Here is a 25,817-nt window from a genome sequence, read left to right on the forward strand (position 1 = left end):
GAAATCAATTACTGCAAGCCCGATGGCTAGCCTTTCCCGCCCCCATAAGACGCTTCCACAGCTGCCGTATCGACTTGTTGGGATGTATTTGCGATAGGCCCCCGAATTCCAAGGAGGGTCTTACATGTTGTTTCGGAATGCGTCCCTGATCGCGCTCTGCCTGGCTGCCAGCCCACTGGCTGTCGCTGAAGATGGATGGAGCGGCGAGGGATCCTTCAGCGCTGGCTACACAACGGGCAATACCGAGACAACCGATCTTGGACTTGCCCTGAAAATCGACCGCGAAGCCGGTCTGTGGACGTTTGGCGTCGAAGCAGCTGCGGATTATGGCGAGACCGATTCGGTCGAGACCAGAAATCGCTGGTATACGGCAGGCGAAATCGAGCGCCAGCTTGGCGATCGCCTCTTCGGTTTTGGTCGCACCTCCTATGAAAAAGACGAATTCTCGGGCTTTGATTCGCGTTTCTTCATCGGCGGAGGCCTTGGCTGGAAGATGATTGACGGGCCGGAGACCCAATGGTCTCTACGCGGCGGTCCTGGCCTGAAGATCGATGAGGTGCAGGAGACCACGGTTCTCGTTAATGAGGTGCCGCAGACCACGCCAGCCTCAACCGAAACATCCTTCTCTATCGTCGGCGCCTCGGAATACTCTCACCAGTTCAATGAGGCCGTCGGGATCTCCAACGAGACAAAAATTCTCTACGCGCAGGAATCCACCCAGATCGGCAATATCGCCGCACTGACTGCCTCGCTTACTGATACGCTGTCGGCTCGCTTCTCTTTCGAGGTCCGCCACGACACCAATCCGCCGCCTGGCTTCGAGGCGACGGACACGGTGACACGAGCATCGGTCGTCTACACCTTTGGCAACGTGACCGACTGAGCCGCTAGACTTTCTCGAGCGCCTGTTCGAGGTCGGCGATCAGGTCGTCGGCGGCCTCGATTCCAACCGAGAAGCGGACCAGGCCATCCGTGAAGCCGATCCGATTGCGGATTTCCTCATCGACCCCCGAATGGGTCGTGGAGCCTGGATGGCACATCAGGCTCTCCGTCCCGCCCAGCGAGACGGCGAGCTTGATCAGCTGGAGATTGTCGAGCATGCGAAAAGCCGCTTCCTTGCCGCCCTTAACATCGAAGGAGAATGTGGAACCGGCAGCTTCACACTGTTCGTCATAAACCTTCTTCTGAGGGTCTCCCTCTTCGAAGAAAGCCGGATACATCATTTTGCCGATCTTCGGATGATCGCGCAGATACTCGGCACAGATGCGGGCATTATCGAAGGCTTTTTCCATGCGCAGGCGCACCGTTTCCAGAGACCGCGTAACAAGCCAGCACGTATTGGCATCCAGCGTTGTACCAAGATAGTTGCGCACGCGGCGGATCTTGCTGATCGTTTCCTCGTTACCAATCGCAGCTCCAGCCACGAGATCAGAATGGCCGCCGATATACTTTGTCAGCGAATAGAGCGCGAGATCGGCGCCGTGTTTCAGTGGGACATGCCCGATCGGCCCCATCATGGTATTGTCGCACATGATGACCGGACGGTGCCCCGTCTCTTTCTCGATTGTATCGGCAACCCTCTTGCACGCCTCGATATCGACCAGAGCGCAGGTCGGGTTTGCAGGAGACTCGGTAAAGATCACGCTGAGCGGACCAGACTTGGCAGCTTCGCGGGCCTTGGCGAGGATCTGTTCCTCAGTCGCCCAAGCATCCATTTCGAACGGGGTCACCCCGAAGTCCGGCATAAAAGTCCGCATGAAGACCTCAGTGCCACCGTAGAGCGGACTGGAGTGCAAAATCGTGGTGCCGGCACCTGCACACGCAAGTAGCGCTGTCGTGATCGCACCCATGCCCGATGAGAAGACCAGCGCATGATCGCCTGCATCATAAAGGGTCAGCCGATCTTCCAGCACTTCCATGTTCGGGTTGTTGAAGCGGGTATAGATCAGGTCCGCTTCTTCAGGGTCGCCCTCTTCGCGCTTTCCGGCGAGTTGCCGGAACAGCGCTTCCCCGTCGCGTGCAGATTTGAAGACAAAGGTCGACGTCATGAAGATCGGTGGCTTGATTGAGCCTTCCGACATCGCCGGGTCGAACCCGTATCCCATAACCAGCGATTCCGGTTTCAGAACATGATCACCGATCTTGCGCTTGCGGTAAGACTTGCTGGGCTTGCTCATGGCAGCTTCCTTTCCTGTAACTTGTTGCAAGTGAAACCATTAAGGCGGCCAAAGCAACAGTTGGCGGCCCGCCATAAAGAAAACCCCGACCAAAGGCCGGGGTTTCCCTCGTTCTTCAACAAAGTCGAAGCAATGGGCCTAGCTGTTTCCAAGCTCAGCGAGTGCTTGCTCAGCATCCTCAAGACGCTGATCAACGGTGTTACACTCTTCCGGCACGTTGCTTTCACCAAGAACCGCCAGGCGCTCGCAGCGCTCCTTCTCATTCTTCGTGTCCTGCACGAGGCTCTGAGCTTCAAACCTGACAAGCGCTGCTTCGGTCCGCTCTTCGGAATCCATGAACTGGAGCCAGCCGCGGCCACCGCGATTGTTCGCATTGCGGAATGCCTCGCGAGCGCCCGGACGGTCACCACGCTCATAGCGGGACTGGCCAATGAGCACCCATGCCAGACCACGGTCCTTCACGCCACCAGCGTTCAGGGCCTGTAACATGGCATCTTCGGTCTCTTCCCATTCCTGTAGCTCAGCATAGGAGCGGCCGAGGCGCTCATACATGGCGCCGCTATTGTTCATCCGGGCCGCTTCTTCAATCACGGGGATAGCCTTCTGGAACTCACGGGCCACCTGGTAGAGGTTGGCCAGAAGCTCCATCCGGTCATAGGTCTTGGAGATACGACCAGCGTTCATCTCTTTTTCGAGCGTGCGCGCCGCGTGATAGGGCACGTCGAAGCGGTTGTAGAAATTCACAATCCGCATCAGCTCATCTTCCTTCTGGAGGATGCCGCCGAGGTACATAGCCTTCTGGACCTCAAAAGCTTTCCGCTCTTCATTGGCCTGAAAGTAGTCACCTGCGATCGCATCCCAGAGCTTGCGCTCGTTCGGGTTGCGCGCGAGCAGCTGCTCGAGCAGCTGGGCCTTCTTGGCACGCTGGTTTGTCGCGTCATAAAGATAGATGAGGAAGTCATAGACTTCACGCTTCGCGCCGGGTCCATCGATCTCGAAGACACGCTCTGCCCATTTCAGGGCTTCCTGATTGTTCTCAAGTTTCTGGTTCACGACAGCGAGACGCCACATGTCATCACGATCCGGGTCGCCACCGGCATTCATCCACTTCTGAGAGTATTCCAGCGCCTTGTTCAGGTCGTTCTGGCTCAGATAGATCTGGAAGATGTTGTAATAGGTCTTTGCGCGTTCGCTATCCGGGACATAGCCCTGATTGATGGCGGATTCCAGATCGGCAACGGCCCCGGCGTAGTCGCCTGCCTGGATCTTGATGGCTGCACCGAGCTTGAGGACAGCGCCCTGCTCGTAGCAGTTCAACTCCATACCGCGCAGCTTGTTGATCTGCTGCAGCGCCGCTTGCGGGTTGTCATTCTGAAGAAGCTCGGTTTCGGCTTTGAGGTAAACCTCGCCGGTTTTCGAGCTGAACTGTGTCTCTTCGCACTGGGCGGCCTGTGCCATTGCGGCGCCAGCGCCAAACATCGTCATCGCCCCGGCAAAAATGGCGCCTTTCAGGATTGGCTTAAGTCCCATGGTGTCTCACTCCTTTCGCCGTGACGGCGGATGTCTGTCTTTGGCAGGCTCCCCAGCCTGACCGGTTCGGATCACGAATCCGCCGTATCGTTGCTATTGTTGTTCACGGCGCGCTATCGCATAACAATACACATCAAGATATGAGCGGTTGGAAAGGTTGCGTCAACGCTTGGCGCCCCTCCTTCTGCATCAATCTGTCTTCAACCTGAATTCCCGCGGATAGATAACGTTCTGCCGTGCCCGTGGGCGGCCGTCGATAATCTCCGGCGCGAACAGCACACGGCGCACCGCGCGCTCGGCCTCACGTTTGAACCCCTTGTGGGTGCAATCGGCTTCGACATTATGGGGTTTGCCCGATACATCGACGTCGAACCGTACATCGCAGCGGCCTTCCACCTCAGCCTTTGCCAGGCGTGGCGGATAGCTGACTGCAGGCGGAGACAGCGGCTGGGCCACTCGGTTTCCATAAACAACCGGGGTTACACTGATACCCTGTAGAAAATCATCGGGATTGAGCGCTGGCACACTGCCCCCAATGCTGACCGTGGGCAAACTTACAATGCTTGATCCCGCCGACAGGGCCGGCAGAGGCGGCGGAGGCGTTGCCGGGTCAAGCGGGGTAAATTCACGCTTGGAAAGCGGCTCAGGAAAGCTCGTCTCCCCGGGAAACACAAAGGCGGTAAGCTCTCGCTGAGCTTCGACTTCCGACGGCACGAACTCGTCGGAAATCATGGCGGTCATGAAGCCGAACAGGCCCCAGACTATGATCGCGGCAAGCGGTAATCCGACGCCTGAGCGCAGAAGAATATGATTGAACACGAGCAGCCTCCCTTTTTTATATGTTATATTATATCATTTTATATTACGCAGCGTCAACCCCGCTAGTCTTGCGTTTGGTTATTGACGATTTTTTCTAATGCCAATGTCCAGCAGGCGCCGTCACAAACCTCCTCTTGATGCTGCGAACTGGACGGCCTGCGAAGAGGACGAAGTCCCCAAGTATATTGGGATTTCCGGCATAAAAAATGGGCCTCACTCGGAGGCCCATTTCTGAACTTCGATAGCGTCACGCAAACCTAGTCTGACAGCTGGAATTCCAGCGGGTAGACAACATTACGGCGTTCAGCGGCCTGCCCACGCACGATCTTCGGCGCGAATTCGACCCGGCTCACGGCGCGTTCGGCTTCCCGTCTGAAGATGCTGTCGGTGCAGTTTGCCTCGATATTGTAGGGCTTCCCGCGTGTGTCCACGTCGAAGCGGACCTCGCAGGACCCTTCAATACCGCGCTCGGCCGCCCGCGACGGATAAGTCGGGACCGGTGGTCGGATCGGCTGCGCATCGCGGTCAGAGATAGCGACCGGATCAATAGCCAGGGAATCGAGACGCTCGACATTGAGTTCCGTCGGAGCAGCCCCCTGGATATTTGGCGTCGGAAGATCAATGTCCGACCGCGATGCCGACATTTTTGGCGGCGGCGGCGGCTTGTCAGCCGAGTCGATCTTGCGGGCCTTGTTGCGGCTGCGCTGGCGGACTTCGGTGTCCTCGTCCGCCGGCGTAATCCGTTCCAGAACGCGCTGTTCGACGTTCTCAGGCTGCTCGTAGTCCTGGTTGATCATGTTGTACATGAACGTGAACAACGCATAGACAACGATCGCGGCGAGCGGGATACCAATCGCAAGTCGAATGATGGGATTGCTAAACATGGCAGTCTCCTATTCCTGCTCGACCGACACAGGAATTCGGGTCAACCCGTCTTCCTTGTTGATCGTCTCGAGCAATGAGATCAAAACCCCCGCTTCAGAATCTCGGTCGGCCTGAATCACAAGCTTGCCCTTGGGATTATCCTCACGAAGTTCGCGGATACGGTATCCGACTTCCTGAGGCTGAACCTGCTCCTTGTCGATGTAGATATCGCTATTCTCATCGATGGCGATCAGGATGCCCAATGGATTCTGGCGTTCAAGATTATCGACTTCCGTGCGATTGATCTCGACACCGGGTTCCTTGATGAACTGCGCCGTCACAATGAAGAAGATGAGGAGAATAAAAACCACATCCAGCATCGGCGTGAGGTTCACATCATCATCGCCAGAGCTATCCGAGGCGAGCATACGTTTTCTTCGTGCCATTTCTGCCTCCTATTCCTGACTCTGAACGATGTTAACCCGTTCCATCTGGGCATTGTATGCCTCGTCACGGATCTTGACGATGATCCCCGTACGAGCCCGCGGGTGCGCCTGAATGATCAGGGAGCTTTCCGGGTTCTCGGCACGAAGCCGCTCCATGTTTGCCCGCACACCGCCAATATCGGTGTAACGGCCGTTCACCTGGATCAGATTGTCCTGACCAACAAAAACCAGAATGGCATCCTGTTGCTCATTATCAGTAGACGGCGCCGGAGGGGGCGGCGGCTCAAGCCCGAGCGCCCTCTCCTGAATGAAGGTCGATGTCACAATGAAGAAGATGAGGAGAATAAAAACCACATCCAGCATCGGCGTGAGGTCGACACTCGCCTCTTCAGGCGCCTTGTGTTGACGTCCTCGCATCAGCGAACCTCCATCTCGTCTGCGACGCGCTGCACCAGGCGGTTCACCTTGCTGTCCATACCGGACGTAAAGATGATGCCGGAGATCGACGCGACCATGCCGGCCATGGTCGGGATGGTGGCACGAGACACACCGCCCGACATGGCCTTGGCATCGGCACCGTCCGTGATTGCCATGACGTCGAAGACGGTAACCATGCCGGTCACGGTCCCAAGCAGGCCGAGAAGCGGCGCAAGCGCCACCATCGCCTTCGTCATGCTGACATTGGCTTCCGCTTTGGCGCGGACTTCCGAAATCAGCTTGTCACGGATCCAGTGCGCGAACACGGATTTATGGTCGGACCGCGCATTCCATTCAGCAATCGCCTCGTCCGCGACGGACTGGTGGGCGAAGCGAAAATAGAACAGGCGCTCCAGGATCAGGGCCCACATGATGAATGTGGCAACCATGATGACCAGAAGGACGGGACCACCGCGTTCCAGAAAGGCTTCCAGATCGTTTAATCCAAAGTCCATTGAAGCACCTCCCGAAGGAGGGAACGGCGCTTAGGCCGTTCCCGTGTTGGACTCTGCACGCTCGGCGACGAGACCGGCAGCCTGCTCATCGAGGATCTGCTGGTTACCGCGGGCGAGCGATGCAGCGACAGCGTGCAGCAGGAGCAGCGGGATGGCTGCAACCAGGCCGAGCACCGTCGTCATCAGGGCGACCGAGATACCACCGGCCATCAGCTTCGGATCGCCGGCACCAAAGTTGGTGATGGCGGTGAAGGTGATGATCATGCCGATAACCGTACCAAGCAGACCGAGGAGCGGGGCGACAGCAGCGAGCACCTTAACGATGTCGTTGAAGCGTTCGATCTTCGGCGTTTCGCGCAGGATCTGTTCGTCGAGCTTCAGCTCGAGCGATTCAAGGTCCTGATGCTTGTTGGTCTCATAGGCTTCAAAGACACGGGCCAGCGGATTGCCCGTACCGGCCTGGCGGGTCTTGGCGGTCTTGCGCATGGAGCTGCCCATCAAGAACAGCGTGACGATCTTGAAGATCGCGAAGGCTGCACCGATCGCGAGCAGAACCAGAATGACGGCACCGACGATACCACCTTGAGCGATACGCTCACCGAGGCCAGGCATTTCACCTTGCACAGCAAACAGATCGCCCTTGGTCGGATCAACCGGCGTAATGACCACGTCGCCTTCGTCAGCATTGATGAGCTTGCTCATCGCCGACTGGAAGTCGCCGCCCGGCTGAGCCTTCAGAACGCGCAGATAAGGTTCGTCCGTGCCGTCGGTGATCACTTCAACGAAGCGGGCGTTGTCGGTTGTTGCGGCCGTAAAGATACCGACGCGCATCAGCTCGGTGTTGACGACCTCGCCTTCAGAGCCGGCACCCGCGACATCCGCCGTGAAAGTTTTCACCTCGGATTGTGCAATCATTTCCTTCAGCATCGCATCCGGAAGAGCATCAAGGTCTTCACGGGTCGGAAGCGAACGGGCTTCCGACACTTCAGCGAGCTTTTCGGCACGGCCGCTATACTCATAGTTCGAGAGCGACTCGCGGATGATCGGCATCGTCTCACCAGCGGCAGTCCGGAACTGACCCAGCAGTTCACCGAAGTCACCGGCCTGTGTTTCGAGTTCGGCAGATAGCTGGCTCAGCTGACGTTCGTTTTCATCGAACTCCGCAGACAACTGACGGCCGCGGGCCTCGGCAGCATTCAGGTCAGCTCGTGCCTGCTGCATCTTCTGCTCTTGGGTCGCAGCGTCCTGACGGAACTCCTGAAGACGGCGCTGGTCTTCAGCCGACATCTGCTGGGCATCCTGCTGGACGCGGCGCAAAATGTCACTCAGTGAAACGTCCTGCGCCACGGCAGGAGCGGTAACTACCATTGCAGAGCCCATGACCAGCGCGGCTGCGCCGAAGGCCTGCAGAGATTTCTTGATCGGGTTCATATCGATAATCCTCTGGAACTTGGCGCTTAGGGTGCGGTCACAGCAAGACGGGTCGCCGGTGCGTAAAGAACGCTCGGCGTCGTCGTACCCTTGGCCACTTTGATGGCCTTGCCGATGTTTTCCTTGAACTTGCTGGCGACCGGGACCCAGGCATTCTGGGCGCGATCGTAGCGCGCGGCATAACGCCGGTCCGGCGACATATAGACGAGTGCAACACGGCCATAGAGGAACATATCCACCATCACCGGATTGCCGTCGATGTCGATCACTTCCGGCCAGGTGCTGATGGTACGCCCGTACTCCATCTCGGTTTTGTAGGCCTCGATGATAAGACGGTACTGCTCAACGATCGGAACTTGCGGATTTTCCATGGCGGCGCGCAGGGTTTCGATGCGCTCCTTGCGATCTTCAAGCTTGAACGGAAGGTCGGCCTGAACAAAAGCTTCCAGATCGGAAATCATATCAATCAGCATGGGCGTGGTCTGCGCTGTGATCTCGTCTACGCGCTCAAGCTGATTTTGCAGCGATTCAAGTTCGCGGCGCTGACTTTCAACCACTTTCTCTTGCTGGCGAGCATAGAGTTGCGAAGCCTGGGTACGTTGCAGAAGCGTCCGGAACTCGCTGACCATGTCGGAGCGCTGGTCATCAAGCTGATTGATCTGCTCCTGTACTTGTTCGGCCTTGCGGGTTGCCTGCTCTCCAGTTTCCAGCGCCTGGCGCAGCTGGCTTTGTGCCACTGCAGGCATGGCCAGGCCGGCAACAAGCGCTGCCATCATGGCACCGCGCGCCGGTGTCAGTACTTTCTTCATGAGGTTTGCCTCTTACTCTCCGAATGGTCGTGCCTTTATATGTCGGCACGGTGAAACTCCAATGCGGCTGCGCCCCCTGAGTATTGGCCGCCGCTGCTCTTTCAGTCTTGGCCGCCACACACAGGGCCACAGTCTGGAGGCGGGTGAGAGTGACACCCAACGCCTTCCCATATTTCCGGAGTGCTTGTTGCACTCTCTATATTATTTCTCGGCAAAGCCTGACGCCGCCGAGGCGACCATCGCGTGGGACGCTAGCAATAGCAACCTCGCTGATCAATGGCCGTCCAGAAGGTGTTTAAAAAACTTACCGTTTTGAAGCGCAAGCACAATCACGCATCACAGTAGACAGAAAGAATGCGGTATTTTGGTGATTGATAGAGGCAACGCAGCGACACCGGCGGCTCGGCGGCCGTACCGAAAAATAACCCGGACCAGTGTCATTCATGCGTAAGAAGTGGCTGGGGTACCAGGATTCGAACCTGGGAATGTCGATACCAAAAACCGATGCCTTACCACTTGGCGATACCCCAACACTGAAGAAGGCTGGACATAGCCAATCCATTTCACGGTTTCAACTCCCAAACTGTGGCAATGACAGCTGTCCCTTTTCTGCATAATCCGGGACCGTGATACTTGCCACGAAAAGGCGGCTGGGATATAGGCGCCCGCTCCGGTCCGGAACATAGCTCAGCCTGGTAGAGCACCGTCTTCGGGAGGCGGGGGTCGGAGGTTCGAATCCTCCTGTTCCGACCATTTACTTCCCCTGGAAAAAAGCTTCACGAATCGCACGGGTCACTCACATCCGGCCTTTACTTTTAATCGATAAGCTTCATATCGTTTATTGATAAATTCCGGTTCGGAGGCCAGAAACGCCGTGAAAACATTCTTTACAGCCCTCGGAGGCGCCATCCTCGGGACAGTTCTCGGCGCAGTGCTTCTCTTCTTTGTTGCGTCCATGGTGGTCAACAGCGTGATGCAATCGGCGAGTTCTTCGTTGGCCGGAGGCGGGGACAACCCCGATTCCATGGTGCTTACCCTGGACCTGCGGCAGGAGCTGAGCGACCAGCCAGCGACCAGCGGTCTTGCAGCACTCTTCGGACAGAAAGGCTTCGTCAATGTGCTGACGAGGCTCGATGCGGCGAAAACCGACGATCGGGTAAAAGGCCTCTTTCTTCGTGGCAGCGAATTTTCCATCGGCTCCTCGCGCGCCGAAGAGTTGCGGGAAGCCATCCTTGAGCTTCGGGAAGCCGGCAAGTTCGTTGTGGTTCACTCTCAGGGCACCTATGGCGGCGGGCCCTCGTCCATGCGCGCCATTGCGGCAGCCGACGAAATCGTTGTGCAGCCCGGTGGTGACCACCTGACAGGCGGCGTCACTTTCGAGACCATGTTCTTCAAGGGCCTGCTCGACAGGCTTCATATCTCTGCAGAGATCGAGCAGTTCTACGAATATAAGAACTCCCCCAATGTCTATAAGGAAACCGGTTTCACTGAGCCCCACCGTGAAGCCATGACCGCGCTCGCCGATTCGGTATGGCAGACATCGCTTCAGGATATTGCGAGTGATCGTCAGCTTGACTTCTCGATTGTTGAGGATGCGATGTCCGGCGGCCCGCTCAGCCCCGAACGCATGATCGAGGTCGGTCTCGCCGATTCGACCGGCTGGCCGGAAGATGTCATGGAGCGTGTGAAGGAACGCGGCGGAGAAGAAACCGAACTTCTTGACGTCCTGGCCTACAACCCACCATCTGCGCCGCTCGGCACACCGGCCATCGCCATTGTTGGTGGTGAAGGTCCTATCGTGACCGGTGGTGTCTCTGGTGACCTCTTTGCCAACTCTGCTGAATTCGCTTCGGACCCCGTCGCCAGCGCCCTGCTCGCAGCTGGCCGCAATGAGCGGGTGAAGGCAATCGTCTTCCGTGTGGACAGCCCAGGCGGGTCGCCGGTTGCTTCCGACCAGGTTTGGCATGCTGTCGAGATGGTTCAGGAGATGGACAAGCCCGTTATCGTTTCCATGGGGTCGGTGGCTGCATCCGGCGGATACTATGTCTCTGCCGGCGCGGACTGGATCATGGCCAGCCGCTCCACCATTACGGGCTCTATCGGCATTTTCGGCGGCAAACTTGCCCTTGCTGACGGCTTGCGTCAGATCGGTATCAATACCGAGGAAATCACAGTCGGCGGCCCATTTGCGGGAGCAATGACCACCATCGATTCCTTCACGGAGCAGCAACGGGAAATGCTGCATGCCTGGCTGGAGCGCGGCTACAACCGCTTTGTTGGTCTGGTTGCTGAAGGCCGCGGCATGACCTTTGACGAGGTCAACGAAGTCGCCCGGGGGCGTGTCTGGAGCGGCGAGGACGCCCTCGATGTTGGCCTGGTCGATCAGCTCGGCGGCCTTATGGATGCTATCGACAAGGCTCGCGACCTGGCCGGTATCGAAGCCGACCAGCAAACCCGCTACATCTTCTATCCGAAACCTCAGGGCGGCATCCCTGGCTTCGGCCCCATGGCCGAAGCTTCGGCAGAGGATCTTGGGGCGATTTCACGTGCAGCAGCCATCCTTGAAGACGAGCGAATCCAGGCCCTGATCGAGCGTGGGTCCATGTTGCAAGGATCACCCGTACAGGCTCGTGGCCCGCTTCTGATCGAGAAATAGGCGTCAGGTTGTCAGGACGCGTGCGTCGGGCAGGCAACTGCAATTGGCGTCTGCGTCGAGCCGCCACACGCCTTGCCGTATCTGAGACACCCATATAAAGCGGCTAGACCGTCTTCAGGGAGCATACATGACCGATACGGCCGATCCCGACATACGCCGTCATACCGCCGAAACAGCTCGCACAATGGGCGATGTCCGTCACGAGATTGATCGGCTTGACCGGGCCCTTGTCGCGCTGCTCGAGGAAAGACAGTCCTTCATGGATGCCGCGGCCCGCATCAAAGGCAAGCGATCCGTTGTCCATGACCGGGCGCGCATTGAGGATGTGGTGGCAAAAGTTCTGGCAGAAGCCAGACGTCAGGGCCTCTCCCCCGCGATTGCCGAACCGGTCTGGCGCACTTTGATAGACCGCTGCATCGCCTACGAGTTCGAAGCCTTCGATGCTCTCAAGCCGGGGCGCGATAAAGCGTGAACCGCACGGCCGCATGCATCCAGTGTGGCGGCGATCTCATCTTTTACATCATTGAGCAGTAAGGCTGCGCCCGCTGGTGTCGGGGGCACCTCGCGGCCGGTTTGTTCAGCTACCCGGCAGCGCTCGGCAAGCTCATGCGCCCCGATGCTCAGCGCGGCACCTTTCAGAGTGTGCGCGGCATCAGCCCATTGCGAAGCCGGTGCGCGCGGGTCGAGCAGACGCGACCAGATCTCCACCTGCTGGCGGAAAATGTCGATCACCTCTTCGGCCAGGTCGACATCTCCACCGGTCATCGAAAGAAGATGGTCGAGATCAAGGTCGGTCGTTTCAGCCATGCCAGAGAACCTCTTTGTAGCCAGTGAATCCGGCTTATCGGTTGCCAACTTTGTAGAAACTGATTTCCCCGCCGTTAAAAAGCGCAGCAGTGGTCCGCTTTTGATCGCCTGACCATTGCTTTCTTAACGGTTTCGGAGTATCGATACTTATCGATATTCAATAGGGGATGCGTCATGATTGCGCTTCTTGTTGCCATGCGCGACTTCGCCATTACTGTTCTGATCAGCTGGCTGGGTGTAAGCACTGAGCCTGCTGACAAGCAACAGCAGGCTGAACCGGCCCAGCCGACGACCACAGTCGTGTCGATGATCGGCTAAAAAATTTTGCGGCCTCCTCCCTCCATGGAAGGGAACGTACATCATAAAGAGCGCAGCCCCTTAAGGCTGCGCTCTTTGCTTTTAGCCTAATCCCTGGGCAGCGGAGCCATGTCCCGGTCCCCTGCCCCATGCGCGATCCGGGAGCCCGGCACGCGAATATCCTCGACAAGTTCACGAATGTCTTCGGGTGGCGCCTTGGTCGCCAGGGCTACGGCGACACCTACAGCAGCGGCCAGCCACATGAAGACAAAGCCAATGCCCTCAGGTGAAACACCGAAGACCCAATGCGCCGGATTGGTATCGACGAATTTGAACCAGTAGATATAGCCGAACGTCGTCGTCAAACCGGTCACCATGGCAGCAATCGCGCCTTCCTTGTTCATCCGAGTCCAGAAGATGCCAAGGAAGATGACCGGGAAGAGCGAGGCTGCAGCCAGTCCGAAGGCGAAGGCGACCACCTGGGCCACGAAGCCAAGCTGTGAGGAAAATATCCCGAGCAAGCCCGCGCACAGGACCGCCCCCGCCGCCGAGATGCGCGCCACGCGTAGTTCGTCCTTGTCAGTCATGTCCCGGAAAATGGTTCGCCGGCATAGGTCATGACTGACGGCTGAGGATATCACCATGAGAAGGCCTGCAGCCGTGGAGAGTGCGGCCGCAAGACCGCCTGCCACGACCAGGCCAATGACCCAGCCAGGCAGGTTCGCGATCTGTGGATTGGCGAGGACAAAGATATCCCGATCGGGCGTCACTTCATTCGCGATACCATCGGGCGCATCCGGCCCGCGATATTGCATGATGCCATCACCATTCCGGTCCTCGAAGCTCAGCAGGCCCGTAGCTTCCCAGTCCTTGTACCAGGTCGGCACCGGCTTGCCGCCGTCTGCCTCGATCTCGGCGGCACGGCTCTCATAGTCCTCCTCGTCGGCGATGTAGGTCGACTCGTTCACGGTATCGATGAAGTTGATCCGGGCGAACGCACCAACCGCCGGCGCCGTCGTATACAGGATAGCGATAAACACCAGCGCCCAGCCGGCGGACACCCTCGCCGCGCCAGCGCTTTTCACCGTGAAGAAGCGGATAATCACGTGAGGCAGGCCGGCTGTGCCAAACATCAATGCGGCCGTGATGCAGAACATGTCGATCTTTGACTTGTCCGTCTGCGTGTACTCTCCAAAGCCGAGATCGTTGAGCACATTGTTGAGCTTTGTCAGCATCGCAACGCCCTCGCCTTTCGCTTCACCAATGAAGCCGAGCTGCGGGACAGGATTGCCGGTGATGATGAGCGACATGAAGATCGCCGGGACGGTAAAGGCAAAGATGAGGACACAATACTGGGCGACCTGAGTGTAGGTGACGCCCTTCATTCCGCCGAGGACCGCATAGAAGAAAACGATCACCATTCCGATCACGATGCCCCACTCGAAGGGCACACCGAGAAAACCGGAGAAAGCGACCCCGACCCCCTTCATCTGGCCGGCAATATAAGTGAACGACACAAACAGCGCGCAGATGACAGCAATCACGCGGGCTGTGGTGGAATAATACCGGTCGCCGACAAAGTCCGGCACGGTAAACTTGCCGAACTCCCTGAGGAATGGCGCAAGCAGAAGCGCCAGGAGCACGAAGCCACCTGTCCAGCCCATCAGATAGACCGAGCCGCCATAGCCCATGAAAGCAATCAGCCCGGCCATCGACAGGAAGGACGCTGCAGACATCCAGTCGGCAGCCGTCGCCATGCCATTCACTGTCGGATGAACATGATGACCGGCGACATAGAATTCATCGGTCGAGCCAGCCCTCGCCCAGATGGCGATGCCGATGTAGAGCCCAAAGGTCGTGACGACGAAGAAGAGGGTCCAGAAATCCATGACCTAGGCCTCCACGCCGTGCTTCTTCTCGATACGGCGCATGGCGAAGCAGTAATAGAAGATCAGCGCCACAAAGACGTAGATCGAGCCTTGTTGCGCAAACCAGAAACCCAGCGGTGCCCCACCGATGGAAACCTGATCCAGCCAGTCCCGGAGCAGGATGCCTGCGCCGTAGGACACAGTGAACCAGATAACCAGAAGGCCGATCGTCAGCCGGACAGTATCTTTCCAGTAGGCCTTGGCCCGTGCTTTTCCGGACTCGTCTGCCATGCTGCCCTCCCCTTATGTTTTATGTCGTTTTACAGCGATGGTACGAGTCAAAGCCTGACCCTGCAATCGGCAATACGGTTTGCGCACGCGTATCCCGGGCCTAGAAAGAAGGACCGGTCGCTAGAGAAAAGGTCCTGATCACCATGAGCCGCATCTTTGGGAACGTCTGCCAGAACGGATATGTCGTGCGAGAGCGGCGATACAGCACTGGATCGAAGTGATGGGCGTCGGCCCGTGGTTCTATATCGAGGATGTGAAGACCGACTGGTTCACCCATCGCGGAAACCCCTCAGACGTGAAGATGTCGATCGCGCTCGCCAATTCCGGGGACTTGCAGATCGAGCTTATCCAGCAACGCAATGATGCGCCTTCCATGTACAAGGAATTCCTCGATGCCGGGCATGAGGGGCTCCAGCACATGTCCTACTGGACGACCGACTATCAGGGCCTCTACGACAAGGCGCTGTCGCTCGGCTATCGGGTCGGCCATGAAGGGCAGATCGGCGGAGAGAAAGGCCGGTTCGCCTATTTCGACACCGAAGCTCATCCCGGCACTGTCGTAGAGATATCCGATATAAGCGGCTCGAAGGGCGAGACGTTCGCCCATATTCGCAAGGCCGCGCAGGGGTGGGATGGCGAACGCGCTATCCGGCGGATCGGATGATGTCTCAACGCCGGAACCGCCACGGCGTCTCCGCCTGGCGTTTCGTGTCAGATGCCCTGCAATGACAGGGCCGGGCGCGTCCGGTTTGAACGCTGAAGTGACTGCCGCTCTTTCGAGACGGCGATAGAGCGCCCGAACCGGACGCGCCCGCGAGGTTTATTGGCCGTGCAGGTGTCCCTTACCGGCCCGCCAGAGGTGGTACGCGTGAGATCGCTCAGCGCGCGGACTTACTGACGTAGCGCCGCACCGCCCTTGTGAGGCCGTTACCCCTCACCCGCAGCACGGTCACCCTCGCCTCCGCCGCAAGGCTATGCGGCCTCTTCGGCCTCGGGCCGGGGTCTTTCCGGAGCGACGCCACTGGCGTGGCCTTTGCCGCCATCAACCGATCCACCGGATCGATTGACCGGCTGCGCCGACCGCCGTCAAAGAGCACCCCCACCCGGCCGGTCCGGACCGCCCTGTCTGGGGATGGGATGAGGAGGAGTATGTCTGATGCGCCATAGAGGCGGACGGAAAAGATGAACTTCCCCTGCGTCCGGCGTTTCGTCACAACGCGCGGCATGTTACTTCACTAGGCAAATAAAAATGCTGGAGGAAACATGCATTACGCCGAGTTGCAGAGGGCGCGAGAGCAGCTGACCGGTCCGGGCGGCGACTTTGAAATTGTCGAGGCTGAGATCCTTGGCAACCGCATCCGTACCTACAAGAATGCTCCGCCGAGCGTACGCGAATTCTGGCTGTCGACGCAGCAATTCGCCGAGCGCCCTTACCTCATCTACCATGATGAAGTTCTGACCTATGCCGAGACGCACAATCGTACGAATGCGGTTGCAAACTGGCTGTTTGCCCAAGGGGTGAAGCCGGGCGACCGGGTCGCGATCTCGATGCGTAACTATCCGGAATGGATGATCATCTACTGGGCCTGCTGTTCGGTCGGCATAACGGTTGTGGGCATGAATGCCTGGTGGACGGCCGAGGAAATGGCCTATGCACTGAAGGACTCCGAGCCGAAAGTTCTCTTCCTTGATGTCGAGCGCCTCGCCCGCGTGCGTGAGCGGCCCGAAATCGCTAAGGGCATCAAGCTGGTCGGCGTGCGCCTGCCAGAGCCAGCTGAGGGCGTGACGCCATGGGACGATGTCATTGCTGCCGGCGGCGACCTGCCGGACGTCACAGTCGATCCCGACAGTGATGCCTGCATCTTCTACACCTCCGGCACGACCGGTTTTCCCAAGGGCGCCCAGCTGACCCATCGAGGTTGCGTCGCCAATCTGATGAACATGATGTATGCGCGGGCCTCCTCCGCACTCGCCGTGCAATGGGCGACCGGGGAGGCCCCTCCGGATCCGCCGCCCGTTCCTGTCACGCTGATCACGACCCCGCTCTTCCACGTCACGGCCAACAATTGCGGCGCCTATGCCGCAACCGCTGTCGGTGGCGCGATGGTGATGATGTACAAGTGGGAGGCGGGCGAAGCGCTTCGCCTGATCGAGAAGCACAAGGTCACCGGCATGAGCGGCGTCCCCGTCATGGCGCGCGAGCTGATCAACCATCCCGACTTCGACAGGACCGACACGTCCAGCTTGCTCGTACTCGGCGGCGGCGGCGCGCAAGTGCCACCGGACCTTGTCCAGAAAATCGAAGACAAGGTCTCTACGGCGCGGCCGAATACCGGCTATGGCATGACAGAGACCTGCGGCATCATCACGTCGGTCGCCGCCGACTTCTATGTCGACCGTCCGGACAGCGTAGGCCCGGCCATGCCGAACTTCGAGGCCAAGTGCGTTGGCGCGGACGAGGAGGACCTCCCGCCCGGCGAGACCGGCGAGCTATGGGTGCGCGGTTCTTCCGTCATCAAGGGCTATATCAACCGCCCTGAAGCGACAGCCGAGAGCATCACCGATGGCTGGCTGCACACCGGTGACATCGCAAAGATAGATGAGGATGGCTTCATCTATATCGTCGACCGCAAGAAGGACATGGTGCTGCGAGGTGGCGAGAACATCTACTGCGCGGAAGTCGAATCCGTCCTTTACCGCCACCCGGCGATTGCGGAATGCTCTGTCTTCGGGGTTCCGGATGAGCGCCTTGGCGAGGAGGTGGCCGCAGCCATTGTCGTGAAGCCCGGGGAAGCCCTGAGCGAAGACACGCTGCGCGAGCATTGTCTCTCGCTGATGGCGAAGCACAAGGTGCCGCGGCATATCTGGATGCTGGACCAACCCCTGCCCCGCAATGCCAGCGGCAAGTTCCTGAAACGCGACCTGCGCGAAAAACTGCAGGCCGAACTGGACTGATTCCAGCCATGGTGTCCGCTGGACAGAGCGGGCACCATGGCCCGAAATTCCGTTTAACTGGAATTACAACGATCTCCTCATGAGCTTGCCACTGGCGCTACCACGCCGGTTCAAACCGGCTGCCTGCACACACCCGTCATCGACAAGACAGAAGGAAAATGTTGATGACAAAGACCCTGACCCAGACCCTCGCCCGTGTGCTGTGCGCCGGATCCATCGCCATGTCTCTGGCCTCAGCCGCTCATGCAGTAAGGCCCAGCGAAAATTTCGAGGTCGCATTCAAGTATTCGAGAACCGCGCCAGTCGAGCAAACGCATACCGACTTCAAGAGGACGGCCCGCAAGGCCTGTTTCTCCGTGCAACGCGAGATATTGATGCGCCCCTATCTGAACGCGCAACGTGATTGCCAGGTGGAGCTCACCGAAAAGGCCGTTCGGGAAACCGGCCTTGCTGAGCTGATCGCCTATCACGCTCATGTGACCGGCGAAGCCAGCGCGGACGCGACCCCCGCCGCGCGCTGACCCTGCGCGCGACGCCCGAGAGGCCCCGCGCTCCGGCGCGGGGCTTTCTTTTTGGGCAAACCTGCCTGCAAGGCAGGTCAATCGAAACATCCGTCTCACTTCTCAAACCGAAGAGGATGTCACGACGTCATAGTTCAGGTAGATATTGGACCAGACGGGATCTTACACCATGCTGTCCATCCGTACCTTCGGCCCCCTCGGCGCCTTCGTCGATGGGGAAGCGCTTCCGCTTCCCGCATCGCGCAAGACACGCGCCCTGCTGGGCTATCTTGCCATTACGGCAACCCCGCAGCGGCGCGACCGGCTATGCGAAATGTTCTGGGAGGTTCCGGACGATCCGCGCGCGGCCCTTCGCTGGTCGCTCAGTAAATTGCGCCCCGTCACCAATGCCGGTGACCAAATGCGGCTTGTCGCCGACCGCGAGCGCGTTCAGCTCGAGATCGATGATGTCGCCGTCGATTTTTGCGATGTACGCCGGATTGCGAACGGGAACGAGGCAACGCCGGAAGTCCTCGAAGAAGCGTGGGAGGAAGCCGGGCCACTTGTCATGGAAGACTGCGAACTGCCCAACCAGCCGGAATTCGCAACCTGGCTCGAACAGCAGCGCAATGAACAGGTGCGCTTCCGCATGCGTCTGGCAAGGCGGCTGGCCGTCTACCCGCCACTTCCCCCGGAAGCACGCGAGCGCTGGGCCGAACGCTGGCTGATGGACGCACCTTATGACCTTGATGCTGCCAATCACGCCGTCGCTGCACGCCGCCGGATGGGGCGCGAACGTGAAGCAAAGGCGCTCGAGGAAGAACTTGGGCAGCGCTTCAAGGAAGCCGGGCTGGAAACCCCGGACTGGTCGACGATCAAAGGGGATCATGATGAGGTCGCGGTCACGCTTCCGATCAGGGAAATCGAGCCGCAAGTGCTTCCCCGTCAGTCTGTCCGGTTCGCGCAGGCAGTCGATAAGACATCGCTCGCCTGGGCCAGTGTCGGCTCTCAGGATAATCCACCACTGGTGAAGGCTGCCAACTGGCTCTCCCACCTGGAACTGGACTGGGAGGCCCCGATCTGGAGCCCGCTCTTCCGCGAACTGGCCAAGACGCACCATTTTATCCGATACGACGAGCGCGGCTGCGGACTATCAGACTGGGAGGTTGGCGATATCAGCCTCGACAGCTTTGTTTCCGACCTCGAACTCGTTGTCGATGCTGCTGGCCTGGAGCGCTTTCCGCTGCTCGGCATCAGCCAGGGAGCGGCTGTCTCGATCGAATATGCCGCGCGTCACCCAGAACGCGTCTCTCACCTCATCCTGTTCGGGAGTTATGCTGCCGGCTGGCGCCACACCGCAACACCCGAAGAAGTGAAAGAGCGTGAGGCCATCATGGTCCTCACCGAGACAGGCTGGGGCCGGTCCAATCCCTCCTACCGTCACATCTTCTCTCAGACCTTCATGCCGGACGCCACGCCGGATGAACTCTCCTGGTTCAATGATTTCCAGCGGCGGACCACATCGCCGGCCAATGCGGTGCGCTTCCTCGACGCTTTTGCCAATATCGATGTACGCGACCGCCTCGCCGATGTGCAGGCGCCAACATTGGTGCTCCACTGCCGTGAAGACATGCGCGTGCCAATGAGTTCAGGCCGGACCCTTGCGGCCCAGATCCCGAATGCCGAATTCGTTGGTCTCGACAGCCACAATCATCTCCTCCTCGGTCGCGAGCCGGCCTCCGGCACCTTCGTTGAGGCCGTCCGCCGTTTCCTGCAGACCTGAACCATCTGGGTAGTTGCACTGCCAGTCAGGTGGCGCAGACCTCGAGTGACGAAAGGGTCTCATGGTCAGCCTCGAGTTCCGCCATGTCCGCATCATGCCCGGCGTCCGGATCCAGGCGCTCGAACAGCATACGCGCCTCTTCCAGGCGCTCGCAGCCGGAAGCACTGGCCTCGCCAGCCAGCCGTAAATCTGCGTCGAGCAGGAGAGCTTCCAGCAGGATTTTCTGATAGAAAACGTCATCTGGAAATTCATCCACCAGACCGCGAACCAGATCGAGGCTCTCAGCCGTTGAGACAAGGGCAGCTTCGGTCCTGCCGGTGAGGACTTCTGCCCGTGCCTTGCCAAGCAACATGCGCGACAAGCCTTCCGGACCTCCGGCATCCTCAGGATCCGCATCTCGTATCCGGCGCGCAAGATCAACGGCGCGATCGGCCGCCTCAAGGCTCGCTTCTCCATCGCCGCCATCACGATAGGCCGCCGAAAGTTCTGCCACCGCCACCATCAGCTGGGTCAGCTGATAGTAGTTCTGCGGGGCAGCCTCCAGCTGGACGTCACGATAGGCAATTGCCTCGGCGAGCACATCTGCAGCCTCGTCATGCCGACCAAGCTCGTTGAGCGTCTGCCCCTGCTGAAAAGCCATATAGGCGCCCATCTCCTCGCCCCCGCCAAGACGATCATACATTTCCGGGGTGAGCTGCGCACGCCAATCCGCAAGATGAGCCTCGGCCTCTTCGAGACGATTCTCCCGGAGCAGAATCTGCAGGAGGTCGGTCCGCGCACTCCAGAGGTGACGCAGGAAGGGACGCTCCTCAGCCGCGTCAAGAGCAAGCCCGCGTTTTGCCAGGGCGATCGTCTCGGTATTGCGCGCCTGGGCAAGGTTGGGATCAGACGCGTAGTTCAATGCCTGCATGGTCTGTACGCGCTTGACCATGATAAGCTCGGCCAGCACCGCAGCATTGTCAGGGTCTTTCTCGAGCGCGAGTTCCAACGAGGCCTCGGCATCCTCCAATAGGGCGGCAGAGGTTTCCAGTTCACCGAAATTCGCCATGCCTATCCCGCCATAGAGATCAGACAGGCGAAGCTGCATCGTACCGACCTCGAAGAGCAGGTCTTCAGGCGCGGTCTCGTCCAGCGCCAGATCGTTCACATAGTCGCGCACCAAGGCGGCGAGTTCCTGACGCGGTTCCAGCGTCCCGGCAACATCATCAAAGGAATCATAGACCTCAAAGATCAGCGCCCGGCTGAGTTCACGCGCCTCATTGAACCGGGCATTGGCACTGGTCAGGGCCGTCTCCGCGCGGTTGTACTGGATCAGGGTGAGGACGAGGGTGCCAGCCAGTGCGAGCACAGCCAGACTGCCGAGCGACACGGCGAGACGGTGGCGTGCGAAGAAGCGGCCGAAACGATATCCGGCGCCGCCCTGTCTTGCCTCGACCGGCAGTCCCTTGCGGTAACTGTCGAGATCATCGGCCAGCGCATCGACGCTTGAATAACGCGCCTCCGGCTCACGCGCCGTTGCTTTTGAGACAATGGCGGCGAGGTCGGCATTCGAGCTATAATCCGGCAATAGATCGGCCAGCAGCTTGCCAAGAGAATAGACATCCGAAAGCGTGTTGGCAGGCGCACCTTCAAGCCGCTCGGGTGCAGCAAAGCCTGGCGTATACGACATTGAGGCTATGCGCCGGGCCTCGTCATTTTCGCCCGGCCTTGCAGGCGATATCTCGTGCGGCTTGGCGATGCCAAAATCGATCACCTTGACTACCCCATCGCGGGTGACGAGCACATTGGTCGGCGTGATGTCGCGGTGCACGACGAGGTTCTGGTGAGCATAGCTGATTGCCGCACAAATGTCGGCGAAGAGAGCTATCCGGCCATCCTCATCCAGGTCGCGGGCGTCGGCATAGTCGAGCACGGGCTCGCCATCGACATGCTCCATGACGATAAAAGGCGAACCGTCATCCAGATATCCACCGTCAAAGAGCCGCGCGATATTGGGATGGTTCAGGCTCGCCAGGATCTGCCGCTCACGCGAGAAGCGCTCAACAAGAGAATCCCTCAACGCCCCGGGACGGATCACCTTGATTGCAACGCGGTGGTCGAAATCATCCTGGTCCCGCTCGCCGAGATAGACGGCCCCCATCCCGCCCTGCCCGATCTGATCAACGATCCGGTATGCCCCGGCACGCTCGGGCGCGGCGGTTTCACGACTATCCTCTCCAGCCCCGCCCGTTCGGAGCATTGTCTGTCCGCTATCGGCATCGAGTAAGGCCTTGACCCGGTCGAAGAGCAGCCTATCGCTCCCGCACCGCGCCCGCAGCCAGGCGTCTTGCTCGGCTTCTGGCACCTCCAGCACCTCGGCCATCAGTGCCATGGCCTGGCGCTCGATCGTGTCAGGGTCCTTCATCTGGTATCAGAGGCAATCGCATCGACGAGCCAGGCCCGGGCCACCCGCCACTGACGCTTTACCGTCGACTCTGATGTACCGGTCACCTCCGCGATTTCCGGCAGGGTCAACCCGCCGAAATAGCGCAGCTCGACAATGTCGGCCTTCTCGCTATCGATTGCGTTGAGCCGGATCAGCGACTTTTCAAGAACATCAAAGTCGAGCCGGTCCGGCTGGCCTTCCAGGCGGGTGACGAGGGTCACACGCTGGTGATGGCGTTTGTCTGACTTCTTGCGGCGGGCATGATCAATGAGAATGCGCCGCATGGCCCTTGCCGACAAGGCGAGGAAATGGCTCTTGTCGGACCAGTCGATCTGATCCAGCTGGATAAGCCTGATGGCGGCTTCATTGACGAGATCAGTGGTCGAAAGAGAGCTGTTCCGCTCAGCCCGCAGCAGAGCCGCAGAAACCTGCGTCAGCTCCGAGTACAGGCACTCGAACAAGTGGTCGCGGGCCTTGAGATCCCCGTCGCGCCAAGCTTGGAGCAGCGCCTTGCAGTCGACATCCGCAGTTTTCATAATTCCCGTCCCTCTCAGAGACAGTGACCGAAAAAAGGGCACAGTGCAAGAATTGCAGCAGTCTGCGCCCGACATCTACTTGCTTTGACCTTAATCGATCACTTGCAGACAATATCCCCGACACGGTGGAATATTTCTGACTGGCTAAAGTCTACGAGCAGGCCGGCTTCCGGCACATGGCAGGTCTCTCCATTGGCCGTGTAGACTTCGATTTCTTCGTCCCGGCTGGAGGTCAGGGTGAAATACCCCCGATCATCGGTAACGGTCATGTCGCTACCCGACTGCAGGCGTGCAAAGGCGAGCGCTGTGCGATCAGGCGTTAGCACGCGACCGAACAGTGTGGCGACTTCGGTAGCTTCCCATTCGATAACCGCGACATTTCCGGGATAGAGGGGAACTGTTCGGGGCGTCAGATCAATGTCGAATTGGGGCGCATCAACCGGATCGAGCGTAACCGAGTACTGACGCAGGGATGTAACACCGACGGCGCTGGAGCCTGTGCCATCCACGTAACCGTATTCCTGATTGTCCACGATAAGCCGGTAACCCCCGCCCTCCGGTTCGTGTCTGGTCTGGTCCCGGCTGCCGAGCAGTTCCTCCAGATCCGGTTCCTTTTGAGGACCCGGCGTGCTCCGCACAGTGTCAGGTTCTTCAACACGCGCAATGATCATGGCATCGCCAGGCTCACGCATGCCGAAGTTAAAAGTTTCGCTGCTGAAGGCGAACCCGGTGTGGCCGTTGAAGGAGAGCTGGTTGGAAACCTCGTCAGACTGGTCCTGCTGGGCGAGGACGTAGGTTGCATCGATCGCACCGAGATCACTGACAACACTCCCACCCAGATAGGCCCGGTTTTCAAACGAATTCGTGCTAAGGCCAGCGGCACCCGAATAATCGATCGAAGAGCCGAGCCGGCCATAGCGGGTATAGTCGAGATCGGCTGTTGGTGCGGTCTCCCACGAACGGGTCGCTGTGCGCCTATGCTCAACACCGATGGATCCGCTCAGCCGCGATGCCCTCGACGTCTTGCGGGAGAAGGTCAGACGGACCCCGACACGGTCTTCCTGGTCGCTGGCCGTCCCCTCAACGTTCAGGTTCGTATCGACGTTGTCGAACAGCTCGAGCGGGCGGGAATAGCGCACACCAAACCGGTAGCGGTCATCCACATCGTCGGGACTGGTCGAATAGCTGCCCAGCAGGCTGAGCGACCCGCCCATAAGCGGTGCATAGACGCTGGCATTGATCTGGTCTTCATTCCTGAAGAAGGGATCAAAGTTCGGCGTTTCGTCACCTGTCGTCTCAGGGGTTTCATCATCGGCCCGGCGAGCTGACAGGAAGCTTACAGAAAAGCCGCCTTCCCCGACCGGACGACTATACGTCCCGATGACGGAGTGGCCGCCATTGGCACCAACCGCCCCCAGGATCGACAGTTGGTTAAGGCCCGCATACCAGTCGGCGCCGACTTCCGGGATCAGGTTCTCGTCGACATAGGTCACAGCGCCGCTGAGGCTGAAGGATTCACTCAGCCGGCGCGTCACTCTCACTTCAGCAGTGTACGACTCCGCCGCCTCCGGGAGCACATCGACCTTGTCATCTTCCTCGACGAGAAAGCCGAGCTCTTCTTCGGCGCGCTTGCCGACCCTGATGGCCCAGAGGGTTTCATCACGGCCCGGCAGATTGTTTGTCCGGGAAAACGTCTTCGTTTCCCGGAGTATGACCTGGCCGCCGGCACGGGCAACGACCTGGATCGGATAGGACCCGGGTGGCAGGGCTGACGTGTCGAGATATTGCAGGCCGGCATCGTAATTCTGCGCACTGACAAGTGATCCGTCCTTGTAGATTTCCACGGTCGCCGGGCGCGGCAGGACGATGTCCACAGGCAGGCGTTCCTCGCCCCCATCCCTGCCAAGGCGCGTCCCGGAGTCATTCGTGACTTCAACGCCGTAGAAGTCATAGTTGCGGACAACACCCGAGCCCTGGGCGCGCAGGAGGCCGGCGCTGGCCTTCCATGTGTCCTCGATGCGCTGGACCCGCAACTCGTCGACCCGCGTGCCGATTGTGTTGTCGAGACGTGTCTGGACCTGAAGGGATGTGCGGCCCACGCTGGCGATCGAGTTCAGGCTGGCTGACAGGCGGTCGCTCGTCTCGCCATTCTGCGCTAGAGAGCCGGCAAAGGCGATGTTCTGGATGAAGGATGGCTCCGATACGGGATCACCCAGATAGCGGATCGGTTCGGCGGTTGTGTCGATATATTCGCGCGACAGGCTGACATCGACACGGAAGCGGTTGGCATCGACAACGATTCCGCTTTGCCCGGCGGGGAGCGCCCCACAGTTGCTGGCCTCTCCAGGCCGGCAGACAAGGCGCCCGTTTGCCGACAGAATTTCGGAGAAGAGCTCCTTGAGCTTATCTTTCTTGACGGTCTCGTCGAAGCCGGAAACCACGGCATCGGGATTTTCAAACGAAAAGACCGTGCCGCTCAGTGTCCCGAAATAGGACCCGATATACTTGTCGAGATAGTAGACGTCATAGATGGTCGAATAGACTTCATCCAGCCCCTCGAAACCGGGGGGTGCGCTTGTCGTGATTGTGGGTTCGCGGGCTGCAGCGGGGGCGGTTCCGTGCGTGCCGGCCGCGCCCATGGCGACTGCCAGGGCATAGTAGCTGACCCGAATATCACGCTGCATACTCGAC

At 59.2% G+C, this 25,817-nt stretch carries 22 protein-coding genes, 2 tRNA genes and 1 pseudogene; 9 read left to right on the forward strand and 16 right to left on the reverse strand.

Annotated elements, in window-relative coordinates; translation table 11 throughout:
- Positions 1–124 precede the first annotated feature (124 nt).
- Positions 125–883, forward strand: coding sequence for a DUF481 domain-containing protein (locus Q1K29_RS14575; RefSeq protein WP_300395811.1), 759 nt, complete (start codon positions 125–127; stop codon positions 881–883).
- A gap of 4 nt (positions 884–887) precedes the next feature.
- Here the strand turns inward: Q1K29_RS14575 and Q1K29_RS14580 are convergent, their stop codons facing one another.
- From Q1K29_RS14580 to Q1K29_RS14625, 10 genes are all read right to left on the reverse strand, one after another.
- Positions 888–2,177 (reverse strand): cystathionine gamma-synthase family protein, encoded by a 1,290-nt coding sequence (locus tag Q1K29_RS14580; protein WP_300395812.1) that lies wholly within the window; start codon positions 2,175–2,177, stop codon positions 888–890.
- Between the two features lie 138 nt (positions 2,178–2,315).
- Positions 2,316–3,707, reverse strand: a complete 1,392-nt coding sequence (locus tag Q1K29_RS14585) for a hypothetical protein (RefSeq protein ID WP_300395813.1) — start codon at positions 3,705–3,707, stop codon at positions 2,316–2,318.
- A gap of 189 nt (positions 3,708–3,896) precedes the next feature.
- Complete coding sequence (locus Q1K29_RS14590) at positions 3,897–4,526, reverse strand: TonB family protein (RefSeq protein WP_300395814.1); 630 nt, start codon at positions 4,524–4,526, stop codon at positions 3,897–3,899.
- 257 nt (positions 4,527–4,783) lie between these two features.
- Positions 4,784–5,410 (reverse strand): energy transducer TonB, encoded by a 627-nt coding sequence (locus tag Q1K29_RS14595; RefSeq protein ID WP_300395815.1) that lies wholly within the window; start codon positions 5,408–5,410, stop codon positions 4,784–4,786.
- A 9-nt stretch (positions 5,411–5,419) separates the two neighbouring features.
- Positions 5,420–5,836: a biopolymer transporter ExbD gene (locus Q1K29_RS14600; RefSeq protein WP_300395816.1), complete on the reverse strand. Its 417-nt coding sequence runs from the start codon at positions 5,834–5,836 to the stop codon at positions 5,420–5,422.
- A 9-nt stretch (positions 5,837–5,845) separates the two neighbouring features.
- Entirely contained in the window at positions 5,846–6,253 is a 408-nt protein-coding gene (locus Q1K29_RS14605) for a biopolymer transporter ExbD (protein WP_300395817.1), read from the reverse strand.
- On the reverse strand, positions 6,253–6,768 hold the full coding sequence (locus Q1K29_RS14610; protein WP_300395818.1) for a MotA/TolQ/ExbB proton channel family protein: 516 nt from the start codon (positions 6,766–6,768) through the stop codon (positions 6,253–6,255). The genes Q1K29_RS14605 and Q1K29_RS14610 overlap by 1 nt, the downstream gene beginning before the upstream one ends.
- 30 nt (positions 6,769–6,798) lie before the next feature.
- Positions 6,799–8,199 carry a MotA/TolQ/ExbB proton channel family protein gene (locus tag Q1K29_RS14615; protein ID WP_300395819.1) on the reverse strand — a complete coding sequence of 467 codons (1,401 nt, stop codon included), beginning with the start codon at positions 8,197–8,199 and terminating at the stop codon, positions 6,799–6,801.
- Between the two features lie 26 nt (positions 8,200–8,225).
- Positions 8,226–9,008 (reverse strand): DUF3450 domain-containing protein, encoded by a 783-nt coding sequence (locus Q1K29_RS14620; RefSeq protein WP_300395820.1) that lies wholly within the window; start codon positions 9,006–9,008, stop codon positions 8,226–8,228.
- Positions 9,009–9,463: 455 nt separating this feature from the next.
- Positions 9,464–9,538: transfer RNA gene (locus Q1K29_RS14625), tRNA-Gln, on the reverse strand.
- A 146-nt stretch (positions 9,539–9,684) separates the two neighbouring features.
- On the opposite strand from Q1K29_RS14625, the gene Q1K29_RS14630 reads away from it, so the two are divergent.
- The 3 genes from Q1K29_RS14630 (at position 9,685) to Q1K29_RS14640 (ending at position 12,136) form a co-directional block, all read left to right on the forward strand.
- A tRNA-Pro gene (locus tag Q1K29_RS14630) sits at positions 9,685–9,761 on the forward strand.
- Between the two features lie 121 nt (positions 9,762–9,882).
- Positions 9,883–11,664, forward strand: coding sequence for a signal peptide peptidase SppA (sppA, locus tag Q1K29_RS14635; RefSeq protein WP_300395821.1), 1,782 nt, complete (start codon positions 9,883–9,885; stop codon positions 11,662–11,664).
- Positions 11,665–11,791: 127 nt separating this feature from the next.
- A complete protein-coding gene (locus Q1K29_RS14640) occupies positions 11,792–12,136 on the forward strand; it encodes a chorismate mutase (protein ID WP_300395822.1) in 345 nt (114 codons plus the stop codon).
- Here Q1K29_RS14640 and Q1K29_RS14645 read toward each other — a convergent pair.
- Positions 12,085–12,471 carry an Hpt domain-containing protein gene (locus Q1K29_RS14645; RefSeq protein ID WP_300395823.1) on the reverse strand — a complete coding sequence of 129 codons (387 nt, stop codon included), beginning with the start codon at positions 12,469–12,471 and terminating at the stop codon, positions 12,085–12,087. The genes Q1K29_RS14640 and Q1K29_RS14645 overlap by 52 nt on opposite strands.
- Positions 12,472–12,645: 174 nt before the next feature.
- Between Q1K29_RS14645 and Q1K29_RS14650 the strand changes: the two genes are divergently transcribed.
- Positions 12,646–12,789 (forward strand): hypothetical protein, encoded by a 144-nt coding sequence (locus tag Q1K29_RS14650; protein ID WP_300395824.1) that lies wholly within the window; start codon positions 12,646–12,648, stop codon positions 12,787–12,789.
- A gap of 86 nt (positions 12,790–12,875) precedes the next feature.
- Here Q1K29_RS14650 and Q1K29_RS14655 read toward each other — a convergent pair whose 3' ends face one another.
- A complete protein-coding gene (locus Q1K29_RS14655; protein ID WP_300395825.1) occupies positions 12,876–14,657 on the reverse strand; it encodes a sodium:solute symporter family protein in 1,782 nt (593 codons plus the stop codon).
- Positions 14,658–14,660: 3 nt separating this feature from the next.
- Positions 14,661–14,927 carry a DUF4212 domain-containing protein gene (locus tag Q1K29_RS14660; RefSeq protein ID WP_300395826.1) on the reverse strand — a complete coding sequence of 89 codons (267 nt, stop codon included), beginning with the start codon at positions 14,925–14,927 and terminating at the stop codon, positions 14,661–14,663.
- A 143-nt stretch (positions 14,928–15,070) separates the two neighbouring features.
- On the opposite strand from Q1K29_RS14660, the pseudogene Q1K29_RS14665 reads away from it, so the two are divergent.
- The 4 genes and pseudogenes from Q1K29_RS14665 to Q1K29_RS14680 all read left to right on the forward strand — a co-directional run bounded on the left by Q1K29_RS14665 (position 15,071) and on the right by Q1K29_RS14680 (position 20,165).
- Positions 15,071–15,591, forward strand: a pseudogene (locus tag Q1K29_RS14665) (VOC family protein).
- Between the two features lie 599 nt (positions 15,592–16,190).
- On the forward strand, positions 16,191–17,882 hold the full coding sequence (locus Q1K29_RS14670; RefSeq protein WP_300395827.1) for a class I adenylate-forming enzyme family protein: 1,692 nt from the start codon (positions 16,191–16,193) through the stop codon (positions 17,880–17,882).
- Between the two features lie 164 nt (positions 17,883–18,046).
- The gene (locus tag Q1K29_RS14675; RefSeq protein WP_300395828.1) at positions 18,047–18,403 is read left to right on the forward strand and encodes a hypothetical protein; all 357 of its coding nucleotides are present in this window, start codon (positions 18,047–18,049) and stop codon (positions 18,401–18,403) included.
- Between the two features lie 169 nt (positions 18,404–18,572).
- Positions 18,573–20,165 carry an alpha/beta hydrolase gene (locus tag Q1K29_RS14680; RefSeq protein ID WP_300395829.1) on the forward strand — a complete coding sequence of 531 codons (1,593 nt, stop codon included), beginning with the start codon at positions 18,573–18,575 and terminating at the stop codon, positions 20,163–20,165.
- Positions 20,166–20,190: 25 nt separating this feature from the next.
- Here Q1K29_RS14680 and Q1K29_RS14685 read toward each other — a convergent pair whose 3' ends face one another.
- From Q1K29_RS14685 to Q1K29_RS14695, 3 genes are all read right to left on the reverse strand, one after another.
- Positions 20,191–22,569 (reverse strand): serine/threonine-protein kinase, encoded by a 2,379-nt coding sequence (locus tag Q1K29_RS14685; protein ID WP_300395830.1) that lies wholly within the window; start codon positions 22,567–22,569, stop codon positions 20,191–20,193.
- On the reverse strand, positions 22,566–23,126 hold the full coding sequence (locus Q1K29_RS14690; protein ID WP_300395831.1) for an ECF-type sigma factor: 561 nt from the start codon (positions 23,124–23,126) through the stop codon (positions 22,566–22,568). Before Q1K29_RS14690 ends, Q1K29_RS14685 begins: the two co-directional genes overlap by 4 nt.
- Positions 23,127–23,224: 98 nt before the next feature.
- Positions 23,225–25,810 carry a TcfC E-set like domain-containing protein gene (locus tag Q1K29_RS14695; RefSeq protein ID WP_300395832.1) on the reverse strand — a complete coding sequence of 862 codons (2,586 nt, stop codon included), beginning with the start codon at positions 25,808–25,810 and terminating at the stop codon, positions 23,225–23,227.
- Positions 25,811–25,817: the final 7 nt, after the last annotated feature.

Origin of the sequence: Henriciella sp. (genome assembly GCF_029937755.1) — a bacterium.
Classification (GTDB): domain Bacteria; phylum Pseudomonadota; class Alphaproteobacteria; order Caulobacterales; family Hyphomonadaceae; genus Henriciella.

Excerpts from the sequence above, each read along its gene's own strand:
- Q1K29_RS14675 (WP_300395828.1), top strand. The coding sequence starts at position 18,047 with ATGACAAAGACCCTGACCCAGACCCTCGCCCGTGTGCTGTGCGCCGGA.
- Q1K29_RS14610 (WP_300395818.1), bottom strand. The coding sequence starts at position 6,768 with ATGGACTTTGGATTAAACGATCTGGAAGCCTTTCTGGAACGCGGTGGT.
- Q1K29_RS14640 (WP_300395822.1), top strand. The coding sequence starts at position 11,792 with ATGACCGATACGGCCGATCCCGACATACGCCGTCATACCGCCGAAACA.
- Q1K29_RS14670 (WP_300395827.1), top strand. The coding sequence starts at position 16,191 with ATGCATTACGCCGAGTTGCAGAGGGCGCGAGAGCAGCTGACCGGTCCG.
- Q1K29_RS14585 (WP_300395813.1), bottom strand. The coding sequence starts at position 3,707 with ATGGGACTTAAGCCAATCCTGAAAGGCGCCATTTTTGCCGGGGCGATG.
- Q1K29_RS14575 (WP_300395811.1), top strand. The coding sequence starts at position 125 with ATGTTGTTTCGGAATGCGTCCCTGATCGCGCTCTGCCTGGCTGCCAGC.
- Q1K29_RS14615 (WP_300395819.1), bottom strand. The coding sequence starts at position 8,199 with ATGAACCCGATCAAGAAATCTCTGCAGGCCTTCGGCGCAGCCGCGCTG.
- Q1K29_RS14695 (WP_300395832.1), bottom strand. The coding sequence starts at position 25,810 with ATGCAGCGTGATATTCGGGTCAGCTACTATGCCCTGGCAGTCGCCATG.
- Q1K29_RS14620 (WP_300395820.1), bottom strand. The coding sequence starts at position 9,008 with ATGAAGAAAGTACTGACACCGGCGCGCGGTGCCATGATGGCAGCGCTT.
- Q1K29_RS14605 (WP_300395817.1), bottom strand. The coding sequence starts at position 6,253 with ATGCGAGGACGTCAACACAAGGCGCCTGAAGAGGCGAGTGTCGACCTC.
- Q1K29_RS14660 (WP_300395826.1), bottom strand. The coding sequence starts at position 14,927 with ATGGCAGACGAGTCCGGAAAAGCACGGGCCAAGGCCTACTGGAAAGAT.
- Q1K29_RS14655 (WP_300395825.1), bottom strand. The coding sequence starts at position 14,657 with ATGGATTTCTGGACCCTCTTCTTCGTCGTCACGACCTTTGGGCTCTAC.
- Q1K29_RS14680 (WP_300395829.1), top strand. The coding sequence starts at position 18,573 with ATGCTGTCCATCCGTACCTTCGGCCCCCTCGGCGCCTTCGTCGATGGG.
- Q1K29_RS14580 (WP_300395812.1), bottom strand. The coding sequence starts at position 2,177 with ATGAGCAAGCCCAGCAAGTCTTACCGCAAGCGCAAGATCGGTGATCAT.
- Q1K29_RS14600 (WP_300395816.1), bottom strand. The coding sequence starts at position 5,836 with ATGGCACGAAGAAAACGTATGCTCGCCTCGGATAGCTCTGGCGATGAT.
- Q1K29_RS14645 (WP_300395823.1), bottom strand. The coding sequence starts at position 12,471 with ATGGCTGAAACGACCGACCTTGATCTCGACCATCTTCTTTCGATGACC.
- Q1K29_RS14650 (WP_300395824.1), top strand. The coding sequence starts at position 12,646 with ATGATTGCGCTTCTTGTTGCCATGCGCGACTTCGCCATTACTGTTCTG.
- Q1K29_RS14595 (WP_300395815.1), bottom strand. The coding sequence starts at position 5,410 with ATGTTTAGCAATCCCATCATTCGACTTGCGATTGGTATCCCGCTCGCC.
- Q1K29_RS14685 (WP_300395830.1), bottom strand. The coding sequence starts at position 22,569 with ATGAAGGACCCTGACACGATCGAGCGCCAGGCCATGGCACTGATGGCC.
- Q1K29_RS14690 (WP_300395831.1), bottom strand. The coding sequence starts at position 23,126 with ATGAAAACTGCGGATGTCGACTGCAAGGCGCTGCTCCAAGCTTGGCGC.